The sequence below is a fragment of the Photobacterium aquimaris genome (assembly GCF_002954455.1).
GTDB classification, from domain to species: Bacteria; Pseudomonadota; Gammaproteobacteria; order Enterobacterales; family Vibrionaceae; genus Photobacterium; species Photobacterium aquimaris.
On the sequence record NZ_MSCC01000002.1, the window covers coordinates 287,274 to 302,127 of the forward strand.

General features: G+C 39.9%; 13 protein-coding genes. 12 read left to right on the plus strand and 1 reads right to left on the minus strand.

The window, feature by feature from the left end:
- The first annotated feature begins 25 nt into the window (after nucleotides 1-25).
- Together BTN98_RS12280 and BTN98_RS12285 are read left to right on the plus strand one after the other, a co-directional pair.
- Nucleotides 26-1,174 carry an HlyD/EmrA/EmrK family protein gene (locus BTN98_RS12280; RefSeq protein ID WP_060996867.1) on the plus strand — a complete coding sequence of 383 codons (1,149 nt, stop codon included), beginning with the start codon at nucleotides 26-28 and terminating at the stop codon, nucleotides 1,172-1,174.
- An 8-nt stretch (nucleotides 1,175-1,182) separates the two neighbouring features.
- Nucleotides 1,183-2,670, plus strand: coding sequence for a DHA2 family efflux MFS transporter permease subunit (locus BTN98_RS12285; RefSeq protein ID WP_060996868.1), 1,488 nt, complete (start codon nucleotides 1,183-1,185; stop codon nucleotides 2,668-2,670).
- 91 nt (nucleotides 2,671-2,761) lie between these two features.
- Here the strand turns inward: BTN98_RS12285 and BTN98_RS12290 are convergent, their stop codons facing one another.
- Nucleotides 2,762-3,646: a LysR family transcriptional regulator gene (locus tag BTN98_RS12290; protein ID WP_060996869.1), complete on the minus strand. Its 885-nt coding sequence runs from the start codon at nucleotides 3,644-3,646 to the stop codon at nucleotides 2,762-2,764.
- A 102-nt stretch (nucleotides 3,647-3,748) separates the two neighbouring features.
- Between BTN98_RS12290 and BTN98_RS12295 the strand changes: the two genes are divergently transcribed.
- From BTN98_RS12295 to BTN98_RS12335, 10 genes are all read left to right on the plus strand, one after another.
- Nucleotides 3,749-4,291, plus strand: a complete 543-nt coding sequence (locus BTN98_RS12295) for a nuclear transport factor 2 family protein (RefSeq protein WP_231730617.1) — start codon at nucleotides 3,749-3,751, stop codon at nucleotides 4,289-4,291.
- Between the two features lie 14 nt (nucleotides 4,292-4,305).
- The gene (locus BTN98_RS12300; protein ID WP_060996870.1) at nucleotides 4,306-4,836 is read left to right on the plus strand and encodes a redoxin domain-containing protein; all 531 of its coding nucleotides are present in this window, start codon (nucleotides 4,306-4,308) and stop codon (nucleotides 4,834-4,836) included.
- A 154-nt stretch (nucleotides 4,837-4,990) separates the two neighbouring features.
- The gene (locus tag BTN98_RS12305) at nucleotides 4,991-5,698 is read left to right on the plus strand and encodes a S24 family peptidase (protein ID WP_060996871.1); all 708 of its coding nucleotides are present in this window, start codon (nucleotides 4,991-4,993) and stop codon (nucleotides 5,696-5,698) included.
- Nucleotides 5,695-6,975: a Y-family DNA polymerase gene (locus BTN98_RS12310; RefSeq protein ID WP_060996872.1), complete on the plus strand. Its 1,281-nt coding sequence runs from the start codon at nucleotides 5,695-5,697 to the stop codon at nucleotides 6,973-6,975. Before BTN98_RS12305 ends, BTN98_RS12310 begins: the two co-directional genes overlap by 4 nt.
- A gap of 255 nt (nucleotides 6,976-7,230) precedes the next feature.
- Nucleotides 7,231-7,683, plus strand: coding sequence for a hypothetical protein (locus tag BTN98_RS20630; protein ID WP_240616119.1), 453 nt, complete (start codon nucleotides 7,231-7,233; stop codon nucleotides 7,681-7,683).
- A 119-nt stretch (nucleotides 7,684-7,802) separates the two neighbouring features.
- The gene (locus tag BTN98_RS20635) at nucleotides 7,803-8,390 is read left to right on the plus strand and encodes a hypothetical protein (RefSeq protein ID WP_240616120.1); all 588 of its coding nucleotides are present in this window, start codon (nucleotides 7,803-7,805) and stop codon (nucleotides 8,388-8,390) included.
- A gap of 159 nt (nucleotides 8,391-8,549) precedes the next feature.
- A complete protein-coding gene (locus BTN98_RS12320; protein WP_060996874.1) occupies nucleotides 8,550-9,671 on the plus strand; it encodes a Shedu immune nuclease family protein in 1,122 nt (373 codons plus the stop codon).
- Between the two features lie 106 nt (nucleotides 9,672-9,777).
- Nucleotides 9,778-10,689, plus strand: a complete 912-nt coding sequence (locus BTN98_RS12325) for a hypothetical protein (protein ID WP_146107017.1) — start codon at nucleotides 9,778-9,780, stop codon at nucleotides 10,687-10,689.
- Nucleotides 10,690-11,364: 675 nt separating this feature from the next.
- Nucleotides 11,365-12,837, plus strand: a complete 1,473-nt coding sequence (ltrA, locus tag BTN98_RS12330) for a group II intron reverse transcriptase/maturase (RefSeq protein ID WP_060996876.1) — start codon at nucleotides 11,365-11,367, stop codon at nucleotides 12,835-12,837.
- 632 nt (nucleotides 12,838-13,469) lie between these two features.
- Nucleotides 13,470-14,849, plus strand: a complete 1,380-nt coding sequence (locus tag BTN98_RS12335; RefSeq protein ID WP_060996877.1) for a D-alanyl-D-alanine carboxypeptidase family protein — start codon at nucleotides 13,470-13,472, stop codon at nucleotides 14,847-14,849.
- Nucleotides 14,850-14,854: the final 5 nt, after the last annotated feature.

Below are 14,854 nucleotides of genomic sequence, written 5' to 3' on the forward strand. Positions count from 1 at the left end.
CACAATAAACCACATGAGACTCAATATGACAAATCAACCTCTTAATTCTACTTCTCAAAAAAAACGTAACACTATTCTCAGTGTTTTTATCATTATCGTTATCGCTGTGGCCGTGACTTATTATTTATTTATGCCGACCACCTCACAAACCACTGATGATGCTTATGTTGCAGGTCAGAGAATAATGATCACAGCACAAGAGTCAGGCATGGTTAATGCGATCAATGTTGATGATACTCAACAAGTTAAGCAAGGCGAACAGCTTGTTTCTTTAAACCATAACCCATTGCTATTAAAGCAACAACAAGCAGAAGCGAATCTTAAAAATACGGTTCGTGATATACAAAGTAAGTATTTACAAATAGCGCAGTTAAAAGCGAAAATTGCAGCAGAAAAAGTTATGTTGGCTCAAGCGAAACAAGATTATAAGCGTCGAATTGGAGGGGACAAAGACGGTTCAGTACTTGCTGAAGTTGTCTCACATTCAAAAAATGCCGTCTTGATTAAAGAGCAAAATCTGATTGCGTTAAATAAACAATTACAAGCGCTGCAAACATTATTACCGCAAGAAAATATTTTAGATAATCCTCAAGTTCAAATGGCAATTGCGCAATTACGTCATGTTTATCTTGATCAACAAAATGCCACTATCTTTGCACCTAAAGCCGGTATGGTTGTTAATCGTAGTGTGCAAATTGGTCAACAAATTCAAGCAGGGCAAACATTAATGACGATTGTGCCATTAGATAATGTTTGGGTTGAAGCTAACTTTAAAGAAACACAGTTACATAATATTCATACCGGACAACCCGTTACCATTAAGTCTGATCTTTATGGTGATAAATATACATATCATGGTGTTGTGGCGGGTATTGGTGCTGGTACGGGTAGTGCGTTTGCAGCGATTCCAGCTCAAAATGCGACGGGTAATTGGATTAAAATTGTTCAACGTGTTCCTGTTCGTATTTACATTGATTCGCAGCAAATTGAACAACATCCACTGCGCATTGGTATGTCAATGACAGTAACGGTTGATACAAAAGCGACTGCGAATAAGCCGTTTGATTATGCCGTGTTTACCGCCAATGAAAGTGCGCAGAAGACGACTAACAAACGCCTAGCTGTTGTAGATAAAAAGGTTGAGATATTTGTTAATCATCTTATTAAAGCTTAGGTGATGTAATGAATGAATCTGTGCCACTAAAGGGCGTTAAACTGCTATTGATTACCTTAGCGACATCAATGGCAACTTTCATGATGATTTTAGATACATCGATTGCTAATGTCGCGATCCCTACTATTGCAGGTAATCTTGGTGTATCAACCGATCAAGGTATTTGGGTGATCACCGCGTTTGGTGCTGCCAATGCGATATCAATGCCGATGACGGGTTTTTTAAGTCGTCGGTTTGGCGAAGTAAAACTGTTTCTCTTTGCCACCATGGGGTTTGTTATTGCATCGATGTTATGTGGTATGTCGAGCAGTATTGAAATGTTGATTTTTTTCCGCGTGATTCAGGGGGCTATTTCGGGATCGATAGCACCGCTATCACAAAGTTTGTTATTACGAAATTTTCCAAGAGAAAAACACGGTTTAGCAATGTCCTTATGGTCAATGACGGTGGTTATTGCACCGATTATGGGGCCGATTTTAGGTGGAGTACTGACGGATAATTACTCATGGTCATGGATCTTTTTCATTAATGTTCCGATCGGTATTACTGCGAGTGCGTTAGTCTTTTTTCTACTCAAAGGAAATGAGACCAAAACCCAACGAGAAAGTATTGATTATATTGGAATTGGGCTATTAGTTGTTGCTGCGGGTAGTTTACAAATGATGCTTGATTTAGGTAAAGATCATGACTGGTTTCAATCACATTTAATTTTAGGATTAACGTTCGTCGCTGTTCTTTCTTGGGGCTGTATGATCATTTGGGAATGGTATCATGACAATCCTGTGGTTAACTTTCGCTTCTTTACCAAACGAAATTTCACGATTGCGGTAATAGTGATGAGCTTAGGGTATATGGTTTACTTTGGCTCTACAGTATTATTGCCGTTGTGGCTGCAAGGCGTAATGGGGTATACCGCATCATGGTCAGGTTATGCGACGGCACCCGTGGGGATTCTAGCAGTTGTAAGCGCACCTATTATAGGTAAATTAGTTCAAAAAATAGATATTCGTTATATTTTAACTTATGCCTTTTTGATTTTTTCTGTCGTTGGTTTTTGGCGGAGTAGTTATAATTTAGCAGCTTCTTTTGATTATATTATGCTGCCGCAATTGATTCAGGGGGCAGCAACATTAGCCTTTTTTGTACCATTGCAAAATTTAATTGTGAATAGTGTCCAGCCCAATCAAATAGCCAATGCGGTGGCGTTATCGACGTTCTTTCGTACTTTATTTGGTAGTTTTTCATCATCGATTGTTACAACGATGTGGGATCAACGTATGGAATTTCATCATTCACGTATTGCAGAAGGATTTACGGTTGCTAATCATCAAGTAAGTCAGTTTATTCATTCAATGGGTAATAATCTTGATGCGGTGAATAGTGTTATTACTCGGCAATCTTATATGATGTCAACAGTCGATTTATTTTGGTTGTCAGGGATATTATGTTTGCTGCTGATTCCATTAGTATGGTTAGCAAAACCTGTACATCACTAATTATCTAAGCAATGCTATTGATCGAATAAAGGCCGCTAATTTAGCGGCCTTAGTTTTATTTAGTCGTTACCAAATAATCAGTGGTTCTAAATTAATGCATTAAGTGCTGTTTAAGAAAGTCGATAAAACATTGAATACGATATGGAATATAGACATCTTTAGGGTATACGGCATACATAGGTAATGTTTGCTCTTGATATGTAGGCAATACCTCGATTAATTTACCTTCTGCTAATGCTTGAGAAGCCATCCACGGTGGAAAAATTCCAATACCTAATCCATGAAGTGTTGCTTCTAATAACACGTCACCATCATCACATTTAAAAGCACCACTAACAGGTACCACATAAGATTGCTGATTATTTTTTAATGTCCATGTTTGTTGTGAGGCTAAACGAGAATAAAGCAAGCACGCATGCTGACTTAAATCATCAGGCATTAAGATCGGGCTAACACGATCTAAATAGTGTGGAGAGGCATAGAGTTTTAGTGGATTATCCATTAAATGACGCGCCACTAAGTTAGAGTCTTCTAGTTTTCGAGCTCGTATCGCTAGATCAACACCTTCAGAAATCAAGTCGACATGACGATCACTGACGAAAAGCTCAATTGATATATTTGGATACTGAGCGAAAAATGTTGGTAATAAAGGGGTGAGTAAAATCCGTCCAAATGCGACAGGCACTGCAATACGAATATGCCCTGATAGCTGGGTGATATTGTCATGCAAATTTGCTTCTGTTTCTTCTACTTGCGCTAAAATTTGCAGACAGCTTTCAAAATAGCGATGGCCGGCAGGGGTCAATGAATGTTCTCTACTGCTACGTTTTAATAATTGTACGCCTAAAATTTTCTCTAGGGCTGCAATACGCTTACTAATCGTTGTTTGAGTTGTATTCAGTTCTCGTCCTGTGGCTGAAAAGCTTCCCGTTTGCACTACTCGTACAAATGCTTTCATTGCTTCAAATCGATCCATCAATTATTCCAAATATGACTAGATGGTATTCATTTTACCATGGTTCTAATCCTTTATAGAATGGATATACTGATCTCAACCAAATTAGAGATGAGAATATTAATGATGGATATACAACAGAAACTGCAAGTGCTACTCGATAAACAAGACATCACAGAGGTAATGTATCGCTTTGCGCGTGCACTTGATCGGGTTGATGGTGCTTTAATGAAAAATACGTATTGGGAAGATGCTATTGAAGAGCACCAAGATCCAATTTTCCCTGAGTTATTTTTTTATAACGACAATGCACATAAGTTTGTTGAACCTGCAATGGAAGGCTTTAAACAACTAAAAGCAACCCAGCATCGAATCAGTAATCCTTTGATTGAAGTCAATGGTGATAGTGCAACGGCTGAATGTTATGTATGGGCATATCATCTTCATGAAGAAAATGGGGTAGACAAAGAAGGCATTTTAGGTGGGCGTCACCAATTTCTGTTTGAGCGTCGTAATGATACTTGGAAAATAAAGCATCGTTCTACTATTTTTGATTGGAACCAAAACCAAAATGCAACGGCAATCTGGTCTGAAAAATATGATGATAAATACAAAGGTAAGCGTGACAAAAGTGATGAAAGCTATCTTTATCTAAAAAACCAATAACGAAGGATAAAAAAATGACATCAACGAAATTTCTAGCTGGCGATGTATTTCCAGAAATTACTGTTTCAACACTGACTCAAGAAACAATTTCTTTAGGTGAAATTAAAGCTCCATTAGATTGGAAAATGGTTGTCGTTTATCGAGGACAACACTGTCCATTGTGTACTCGTTACTTAAATGAGTTAGAAACACTGCTCAGTGGCTATCATGACATTGGTGTTGATGTGATTGCCGTATCTGCTGATAGCAAAACACAGTTAGCACACCATAAAACTAAATTGACGGTGAATTATCCGCTTGCTTATGGTTTAACGATCGAGCAGATGCAACAATTAGGGCTATATCTCTCAACGCCACGCTCTGAAACAGAGACCGATCATGTTTTTGCAGAGCCTGCTATTTTTGTGATTAATGCAGAAGGCAAGGTACAAGTTTTAGATATGTCTAATGGTCCATTTGCTCGTCCAGATCTTAAAGTATTATTGCAAGGTTTAGCTTTTATTCGAAATCCAGATAACAATTATCCAATCCGTGGAACATACTAATCAACAGTATCAAACCAGATTCGTTAACAATGTTATCCCAACACCAATTAATAATGCCGTTTACTTAATATGAACGGCATTTTATTTGGCTAATGCTTGCCACTTATCATAAACAGCTCTAAAATAACTGTACAAAAACACAGTATAGTTAGCCATGATAACACTCACCACCAATGTACAAGCGGGGATCACCGGATTTGAAAATCCCACTATTCGCTTTCGTAAGCAGCCTTTAAACCTACAAACTTTATTTGTACATAGTCACACATCAATGCGCATTATCAGCGCTGACAACAGTTATCCAAAATTTGGTATTGCTAAAGGTGACTGGCTACTGATCGACAGTGCTTTGCAGGCGCTAGCCACTGATCTGGTATTGTTTGAATATTATGGCGAGAGCCACATTGCGCGCTGGAACGTATTGTGCCAACACGTCGTCGCATCAGGTAAAGAGTGGGACGAACTGCATCTGATAGGGGTGATCACCGTTTCTATTCACCACTTTCGCCAACCGTCGCTTTTACCTTGGCACAGTGATTTAACCGACATCGACTTGCACCAACTGATCGTTACTCAAGAGCATTCGACATTACTGTGTCGCGCAGCAGGTGTTTCAATGCTACCGTACATTTGGGATCGTGATATTTTGATCCTAGAACGCCATCTCACGCCAGAAAACGACGATGTTATTGTACTGTCGTTAAATAATGATTTAGTTGTAAAGCGGATCAATTTGCACACTAAAACTCTTTATTCAGACAATTCTAGCTTTAAGCCTTATCCAATCACTCAAGATGATTACACTCGCTTGCATGGTGTTGTTCGTTATAGTTTACGTTTACATCGACCGATGCCGTTATGATTTGCTTACTTGATGGTACTCGCTTTTATGCTGAGTCTTGCATTACCTATAAACCTGCTTTGCGTAATATTCCGTTGTTGGTAACCGCAGGCCAAGGGATCTCTATTGCCGCTAATCGTGCTTGTACTGATCTCGGTATCGGCAAATTCACCCCGATATGGGAAGAGATTGATCACCTACGGGCCCACAACGGTATTGTATATAAAGCTAACTTCAACACTTTTTCACACCATTCAGATCGCTTTATGACTGCGCTTGAAAAACACATTGATGGCGCGCGTTCGATGCGCTATAGCGTCGATGAAGTGTTTTTTGATATTAGCCACTTACAAAGCATCAACGTCGATCTCAATCAACATGTAAAAACGCTGCGTAAAGCCATTTATAAAGAAACCGGTGTGCCAACAGGGGCGGGCGTAGGTAAAACCCTCACCTTAGCTAAAGTTGCCTCGTGGGCTGCAAAAAATTGCCAACCTTATCAGGGGCAGTGTGTATTGATGAGCGAGCAACAAACTGATGCGATTTTAAAACAAATGCCGGTCGGTAAACTGTGGAACATTGGTCGGCAACTAAATAAACAGCTATTACAAGAGGGCATAGTAACCGCCTATCAATTGAAACAATGTGACATTAAGACTTACCACAAACGTTATTCAATTAACGTCGCTAACGTGATTTCAGAGCTTAATGGTATTACTTGCTTAAATTTCTCTGCTCAACGCGCCAAGAAAAAACAGATTTGGTCGACCACTTCTTACCGCGATCGCTTACGCCACCAAGATGATTTATTTGCCGAGTTGGCACACCATTGCACTGAAGTAATGCGCAAAGTACGCGATCAAAAAACTGAAGTGAAGACGTTATCGTTTTTTATTAGCACCTCAAAACACGACCACTGCCGACCATTTTACCGTCGCGGTGAAGTGATATTTGCTAGCGGACTGACTGATACCAGCTTTGCCTTACAACAACTGCGAGCGCAATTTAATGATCTCCTGCCTGATAATCTTACTCAACAGCCGATCTATAAAGTGGGCGTGGGTGCCACCAGTTTAATTGATGCTGAAATAAAGCAATTTGAGTTATTTAACTGTTTTGATAATAAAGACAACCTAAACAGTACCCTTGATCAACTCAGCGACCGCTTTGGCAAAGGCGTGATTGGATTTGCTTGTCAGCAACGTAGCTATCAAGAACGGCAAGGGGCGATAGATATGTTAGAACTTGAGAACTACTACACCGATATTAACGAGCTTGTGGTGGTGAAGTGTATCTAGAAACAAGCCACGTCAATGTGGCCTCACGAGATCAGCGTTTTTACTAGTGATCAGTTCAATTTAAGTTGGTTTTGTTGATTGGTTTATTATGGATGGTTTGTTAAATGTCGCAATGCGGGTTGAGGTGATTAGTGAACTGGTTTCGTTGGGGTATACTTAAAACGACAACAGTAATAACAGAACAACAAAGCAAAAATGAGTTATCCAACTAGATAAGTTTTCGAAAAATCTGGTAGTTTTGACACATAGAAAGTAATGAACAGCAAAAATGAAATTCACCCCGCTGTACTTGTAATGGAAACGAATATGTTGGCTGCTATTGGCGATAAAAGAATTACTGCTTTCAGAGATTTGATTAATGATAATAATCGATTCGTCTTGAAAGCGTACGCAAACAAGCAAGGAAAGAATCAATGGAACCTTATTTGCTCTAGTATAGACTGGATTTCTGTAGCTATTCGAAATTTGCATAGCTTTCCAGCCTTAGATTCCAATATTGATGTTAGGGTCATGCAAATTTATTCTTTAATAAGCTCTATTGATATTGTTAATGAGGCGGTGATGCAACTGCATCGTGTTTTTTTGGTCATTCTTCTAGACTGCAGCCCTTTAAAGGAGAAAAATTCATCTTCAGCGAGCGGATCTTCGATAAAGACGACAATGACTATTTCAAAGAAATCAGAGCATGTTTTGGGGCGCATCCTGTAAACCTCAATGGAGAAGGAAAAGAGAAACGATTTGCAAGTTGGCCTTATGAAGAGTTTACAAAAAGCAGCTGTGACCTAGAGGTTAGGCTTTATAGTAACGATCCCAATAAAGACGACATCGTGCTTGGGTTAAATATCAAGGAACTCGTTGCCTTTCTTCAATCGCGTTATCAATACCTTGACAACATTTCATTGGAAATTGAAAGACAATATGAACTTTGCAAACAGGAGCTTGCTTTGACCCCTATTGCTCACTGTAGAGATATGCGTGAATCCGTAGATATTTTGCTGAAGGAAAATGAATCAAGGTTTAATAATGACTATTATCTGAGTACTCTCGAAGAGCTGGCTTTACTGCTAAGCACTCATCTTAGTGAAACAGAGTTAGCGGAAGAAGTGTTAAAGTTTAAGAATAACCTGGAACCTCTCATAGAAGAACTGCGGCAAAACTTACAAGAAGTCAATATTGTGGACTTACAGCATGATGATTTGCTAAATCCAACATCTAACATCGAAAGCACTCTTCAGTATGAACTACCTAAATTCTACTCATGCGTGCTCGGACATCGCCGCTATGAAGACCCATTGTTTGAATTCTATCTTAAACGTATCAATGAAGTATCGAGCGACAAGTATCAACTTAAAGTGTCAGATAGTGATGGACAACTATTGCTTAAATTGAAACTAATTCTGACTAACATATCATAAGTGAATTGCCATCCCCTCTTTTAAGTCGGTATTGTGGTTCTCGAGTTAATATGTCCAGATCCGTTACAGTTGGTACTTCATAACTCAGAGTAAAAGTAAGAATACTTATTAGTAAGCTGTTAGTTATCTTACCAATATCCATTAGTTATGAGGTAGTAAATGGAACGAATTAGTTTAACATCAACGTCTTGGAAAACAGCAGTTGCCGAGCCGATAGCTATTCGACTAAAAGATACTGTTAGACTAGTGTTCGTTCCAACCGTTGTTGATAATCAAAAAGACAAAGATGCTTGTGTTAAGGGGCACTTTGTATATCAGAAAAAAAAGAAATTAGATGGTTGGGAAGATGTTCGAGCAATTAACCTTTCTCAATTAAAACCTGCTGAAGGTGTGAAACTTGAACTTAAGTCTGCAGAGTTATTATTCCTTCTAAAGAAACTAGCTGATCTATATCGAATTCATCGTCAAGATGGTATTCAACGGGGTTCGACTCAATATGTGAAACTTAGTAGCGCACTGGAAGGGCTTTGCAATGCTACTGATGAAGAGTTTTGGCAGTTTGTCGAGCTAAGCTCTGATAATGCAATTGGTACATTCAAACGTATTGCAAAGTGGTTATCCTCAGTAGAGAATTCAGATAAAGTCGTCGAAAGTTTAGAATCGTTGTCAGTCGACAATATAAAGCAACTAAATGTTGTAGCTGGGCTTACAGTTTTAAAAAAAGCGTTAGAAGTTTGGATCGATAATCAGTATTCAACTGATGAAGAGTTTTGGCAAAGGGAATTAACTAGTAACTCTTTTGTATTGTCTCAAATCTTTTCATTCCCAGTCGTAGTGGTTAAAGAGAAAGCATATATAGGTGGCAAAACTTTTACGAATCAGGGCGGTAACATCGTTGATTTTCTTTATAAAAATCAAATGACGAGCAATCCAGCATTGATTGAAATCAAGACACCTTCAACTCAACTGATATCGAGCCGATATCGTCAAACATACAATATGTCAAAAGAGCTAACGGGTTCTACTAGTCAGGTTCTAAATTATGCTAACTCTATTATTCAGGACTACTACTCAGTTGTAGGGCATGAAACTAGTATATTTGGAGCGTATAAACCAAGCTGTGTGGTCATTATCGGGAATACTAGTGAATTAGATTCTCCTGAAAAGCATAAAGCTTTCGAGTTATATCGAAATAACTTGAAAGACGTTCAAATCGTCACTTTTGATGAGCTATATGGCAAAGTAAATAGCTTTATTAAACTACTTGAAAACGGCAACTAATAAGCAGTTATACGTAACCGTAAGTCTCAATAATAGTTATTTTTAATTCAATAAATTGCATATAAATGGTAAATTTTAATAACTTTAGTTTATGAGTGATGTTGTGATGGGTAAGTATAGTATTACTTATGCAATTTATAACCCTAAATGGATCTACGGGATAGATGAAAGGCTCTTAAAAATCGGCGCTTCTGAAGTTACTCCTGAAGAATACGAACAATACATGCATGGTTCGATTTTTTGCCCCAAGTGTTTTACGCCTTTATCTAGAAACCCTTCGAAAAAGAACGTGTCAAAAAATGCTAAAACAGCACATTTCCGACACCTACCAAGCTTTAAGCACATTCCATGCTCGTATCATACTATCCAGAAAGAAGGCTTTAACTATGTCAATGACGAATTGACAAGTGAGACAGAGGAAGATGGTCAGTTCAAACGTGTTAAAGAGTGGATAAAATTACCTCCTGAAGAGTATATGAAAGGTGGTAAAAAAGTCACTTACAATGGAATTAACCACGACCCCGAAGGTGAAATAACCGAAGAAGCGATCCCTCGGCACAATGGAAGTAAAGTAAAGGTAGGTTCAAACATAGAAACAGTGCAATATATTTGCTGGAACTTGGATGCTTTGCTTAATGTCGGTTTTTCACTGCCCGGAAAACAAGTTACCCTGCCGTTAAAGGACTTGCTGTACAACACACAAATGTTGCGCAGAGATATTTGTGAAGAACCGCAACTTTTTTACGGTAGAATGAAAGGTTTTCACTACCAAGTCTTTAGTAATCGCACAAAAATACAATGTAATGGTAACAAGTTCATGTATATATATACAAAAAATGAACTTGATGAGCGACGAAGTTTTGGTGCGGATAGCATAGGGCGTTACGTTATGTTTTTCGGCTCAGTTAAATGGGACGAACAAAAAAAACCATATATCATGTTAGATGATTGGGGATCTTATGCCGTTGTATCAAGAAAGTTAGAGCGTTATCTAGAGAAAGTAACAAGTCACGTATAACAAATAAGGATATGTGTCGCGCAACCGACACCTATCCGAAGTGCTGGATAAGCCCAAGCCACCTTATATAAGTAAACGGTCTAACTAACTTCTGTCCGTGCGACCTGAAGTCGTATGAAGCGTTGTTCACCGCTTTATGAGTGAACCGTCTGTATCACCAGATGAACCTACGAGCCTGAATAAAGCAGCGGCTCGGACAATGTAACGAAACTTGGCCGTTGGGCTGAGTGGGAAAAGAATCGTGAGAGGACGTTCCTCCTGAAAACCACAAGTCGGGTGAGTGCTAGGTAGTCAGTATGATGAACGTATGTGAATCCATCCAAGGTGCGTTATGTGATGAAGCAGCGGAAGTGGTTAATACGCTGTGGCCAAAATGGCAATGAGAGTCGGAAAGAAGTTGGACAGTATTCTTTCGTGATCGCAGTACTCTCCGCACTATAGTGGGCATCTAAGCTGACATTTTACGTGACATACGGAACAGGGTAAGCCTGTATCATTCCCTTTGGGAAAGCCTTAGTGGCCGATAGTGATGCAGGTATAGGAGGTCGGAAAAAGCGAAAGCTACATTGTAATGATGTAGATACAGACTCATGTTTGATCACGAAAGTGAGCCCACTTCCGACTGGTCTCCCTTTGCGAGATAGTTTGAAGAACTTTATTTAAGGAGAAAAGCAAATGATGATCTCGAAAGAGATTAATGCATCTTCTGACGGTGCTCAATGGCAGTCAATAGACTGGAAATCCGTTGAAGCGCAGGTATTAAAGCTTCAAATGCGCATCGCAAAAGCAACTAGAGAAAAGAAATACGGTAAGGTGAACTCCTTACAGTGGCTCTTAACTCATTCTCGCTCAGCTAAGCTTCTTGCGGTTAAGCGAGTATCTCAAAACAAAGGCAGTAAAACGCCTGGAATAGATGGTGTCATCTGGAACACAGATGCACGCCGTATGAAAGCAGTCAATCAGCTTAGTCGCAAGACTTATAAAGCGAAACCACTCAAACGCATCTACATTCCCAAAAAGAACGGCAAGCTCAGGCCATTAGGCATTCCGTGCATGATTGATAGAGCGCAACAAGCACTCCATCTACTAGCACTAGAACCTGTATCTGAAACACTTGCTGACCCCAATAGTTATGGATTTAGGCCAAATCGCAGCACTGCTGACGCGGTCAGTCAATGCTTCAAATGCTTGGCACTAAAGAAATCAGCCAAATGGGTACTTGAAGGGGATATCAAAGCCTGTTTCGACAAGATCGGCCATCAATGGCTTCTTGATAACATCGCTGTAGATAAGCGAATGTTGGAACAATGGCTAAAGTCTGGCTTTATGGACAAAGGTTTGTTCTATGATACTGATGAAGGTACACCACAAGGCGGAATCATATCTCCGACCTTGATGTTAATGACTCTCGCAGGGCTAGAGCAGTACATAAGATCCACTGCGCTCAAAAAGAGTGCTAGAGCTAACTTTATTGGTTACGCAGATGATTTCGTGGTCACCTGCTCTTCAAAGGAAGTGCTCGTGAACGACATCAAACCGTTGATTTCTGATTTTCTGGCAGAAAGAGGGTTAACCCTCTCCGAAGAGAAAACGAAGATCACTCATATTGATGACGGCTTTGACTTTCTAGGCTTCAATCACAGGAAGTACAAAGGGAAATTGCTCATCAAGCCGAGCAAATCCAACACGTTGTTATTTTTGAGAAATCTACGAGAACTCATCAAAAAGCACGCAACCATCCCTGTTAACGATCTTATCAAGTTGATAAATCCGAAACTCAGGGGATGGGCGAATTACTATCGCCACTGTGTTGCTAAGCAGATATTCGGATATGTCGGCCACAAACTATTCCAAGCGCTATGGCACTGGGCAGTTAGACGTCATCCAACCAAGTCGAAAGACTGGGTTGTTCATAAGTACTTCCTCAATCGTAAAGGCCAGTGGCAATTTCACGGTTGGCAGAAAGTCATGAACATGGACTGTCACTACAATCTATTCCAAATAGCGAAAGTGCCCATCGAACGACACGTGAAAATTAGGAGTGCAGCGACCCCTTTTGACCCTCAATACCAAGAATACTTGGCGATGAGAAAACCCAAAAGGCTAGCTCGTAACTCTTGGAAAGAGCCTGTCCTGACTTCGTTTTAAGTTGCTGGGTATCAATGATGCTTTAGTGGAGGCTTGAGCCGTATGCAGTGAAAGTTGCACGTACGGTTCTTAGAGGGGCGGCACTTGGTAACAAGTGTCGTCTACTCGACAATAATGAGCTAACTCGTTTGTGATCACCAAGCGATCCCACTGAAACCAACTTCACCAATATCATTCTATATCGGTGAACTTCCCCATCCATTTCACATAACATCTGTTATATGAAATTAGCCTGTAAGTCCTATGTTGCGTTCGTTGCGGAAAACATCATTACCGTTCAGGTTTCCATAATGGATCTGCTGGTAAGATGGAGACAGATAATATACGAGAGGCTATAACCAACATGAGGTTCTAATGACCCGCTGAGAAAGTAGGACTTAAGCACCATCATTTAGTGATAGCTATCAACGGGATTCAGGTTTCATGCGCGTAATGATCGGAACATCATTATAGAAATGCGACTTGTAACCAAAGTCATTGTAACGCTGATCAAGAACGGAAAAGCACTCACCATTTTTGTGGTAGTGATAGATAGACTCTGCAGGGCATTAATTACTCAGCGAAGTTAGTATCTTATCTAGTCGCTTTTTTATATCGCACTTTTAGTAAATAACTGTAAATTAAATATTCTTATGACAATAATCAAACAGCTTTCTTTAGCAGCAACCATCGCTGCATTATTTACCTCCAGTACAGTATTTGCTACACCTAGCAATGATGCAACGAACACTATGCCTAATAGTGATTACTTCGCGGCAACGCAATACAAAGAAGCTCAAGCGCCACTCAATAGCTTCGGTGCTATCGATGTAAAAACCAGTATTCCAGAAAATATACAAGTGCCTTCTGCACCTGTAGAAGCTGGTGGTAATAATGGGATCCCTGAAACGCTGGTGCAAAAATGGACTCAGGCAGGAGTATTCTCGCCTCAAGTTGAAGCACGCGCTTTCATTTTAATGGATGCTAAAACCGGACAGATTATTGCCGCTAACGATGCCAATATGCGTATGGCACCAGCCAGCACCACCAAGTTAATGCTAATGTACATTGTTGAGCAAAAACTGGCCGCCGGTGTAATTTCATTAGACTCAAAAGTACAAGTGCCAGAAGTCGCATGGCGCACAGGTGGTTCAAGAATGTTCTTAAAGCCTGGCTCTTTTGTTTCAGTGAAAGATCTTATCTCAGGTATGCTTGTTGAATCGGGCAATGATGCTGCTGTCACTTTGGCAAATTACATCGCGGGTTCTCAATCTTCATTCGTTTCGATGATGAACGCGACGGCTGTTAAGCTCGGTATGCACAATACCCACTTCACAACTGTCATGGGCTTGCCTGCGCCAGCACATTTCTCAACGGCTTATGATCTTGGGCTGCTCGGACAGCACATCATGAATGACTACCCTCAATACTTTCATTTTTTCAGTCAAAAGTATTTTGAATATAATCATATTCGCCAACCCAATTTCAATCGCTTATTGTTCACTTACCAATATGCGACAGGCATGAAAACAGGTAGCACAGAAGCTGCGGGATACTCATTGGTAAGCTCTGCTGAGATACCAAATAACCCAATGAAGTTGGTTGGTGTTGTTCTAGGTACAAAATCGCTGAATGATGTTGCCGCTCAAAGTAAAGCACTATTCAATTACGGCTTTCACTTCTTTAAGCAAGACACATTATATTCAGCAAACAGCAAGCTTTCTGAACAAAAGGTTTGGGGAGGACAGCAAAATACGGTCTCTATAGGCCTTGATAAGTCATTAACCATGGTTCTTCCTTCTAGTGTTGATGAGAAAGGTCTGGTAACTACGCTTCAAATTGAGCGTGATATCAAAGCCCCGGTTGATAAGGGTGAGAAATTAGGTGAAATGACCGTAACCTATAAAGATAAAGTTATTCAATCGAAGCCACTTGTCGCGCTCAACAGTGTTCAACAAGGCGGCTGGTTCACTCGAACTTGGGCAAGTATCTCACTATATTTTCATAACTTGCTAGCATCTTACGGTCTATAAGCGTT

Coding starts and splice junctions, on each gene's coding strand:
- BTN98_RS12305 (WP_060996871.1), top strand. CDS start 4,991: ATGATAACACTCACCACCAATGTACAAGCGGGGATCACCGGATTTGAA.
- BTN98_RS20630 (WP_240616119.1), top strand. CDS start 7,231: ATGAACAGCAAAAATGAAATTCACCCCGCTGTACTTGTAATGGAAACG.
- BTN98_RS12285 (WP_060996868.1), top strand. CDS start 1,183: ATGAATGAATCTGTGCCACTAAAGGGCGTTAAACTGCTATTGATTACC.
- BTN98_RS12280 (WP_060996867.1), top strand. CDS start 26: ATGACAAATCAACCTCTTAATTCTACTTCTCAAAAAAAACGTAACACT.
- BTN98_RS12295 (WP_231730617.1), top strand. CDS start 3,749: ATGATGGATATACAACAGAAACTGCAAGTGCTACTCGATAAACAAGAC.
- ltrA (WP_060996876.1), top strand. CDS start 11,365: ATGATGATCTCGAAAGAGATTAATGCATCTTCTGACGGTGCTCAATGG.
- BTN98_RS12310 (WP_060996872.1), top strand. CDS start 5,695: ATGATTTGCTTACTTGATGGTACTCGCTTTTATGCTGAGTCTTGCATT.
- BTN98_RS12320 (WP_060996874.1), top strand. CDS start 8,550: ATGGAACGAATTAGTTTAACATCAACGTCTTGGAAAACAGCAGTTGCC.
- BTN98_RS12300 (WP_060996870.1), top strand. CDS start 4,306: ATGACATCAACGAAATTTCTAGCTGGCGATGTATTTCCAGAAATTACT.
- BTN98_RS12290 (WP_060996869.1), bottom strand. CDS start 3,646: ATGGATCGATTTGAAGCAATGAAAGCATTTGTACGAGTAGTGCAAACG.
- BTN98_RS12335 (WP_060996877.1), top strand. CDS start 13,470: ATGACAATAATCAAACAGCTTTCTTTAGCAGCAACCATCGCTGCATTA.
- BTN98_RS12325 (WP_146107017.1), top strand. CDS start 9,778: ATGGGTAAGTATAGTATTACTTATGCAATTTATAACCCTAAATGGATC.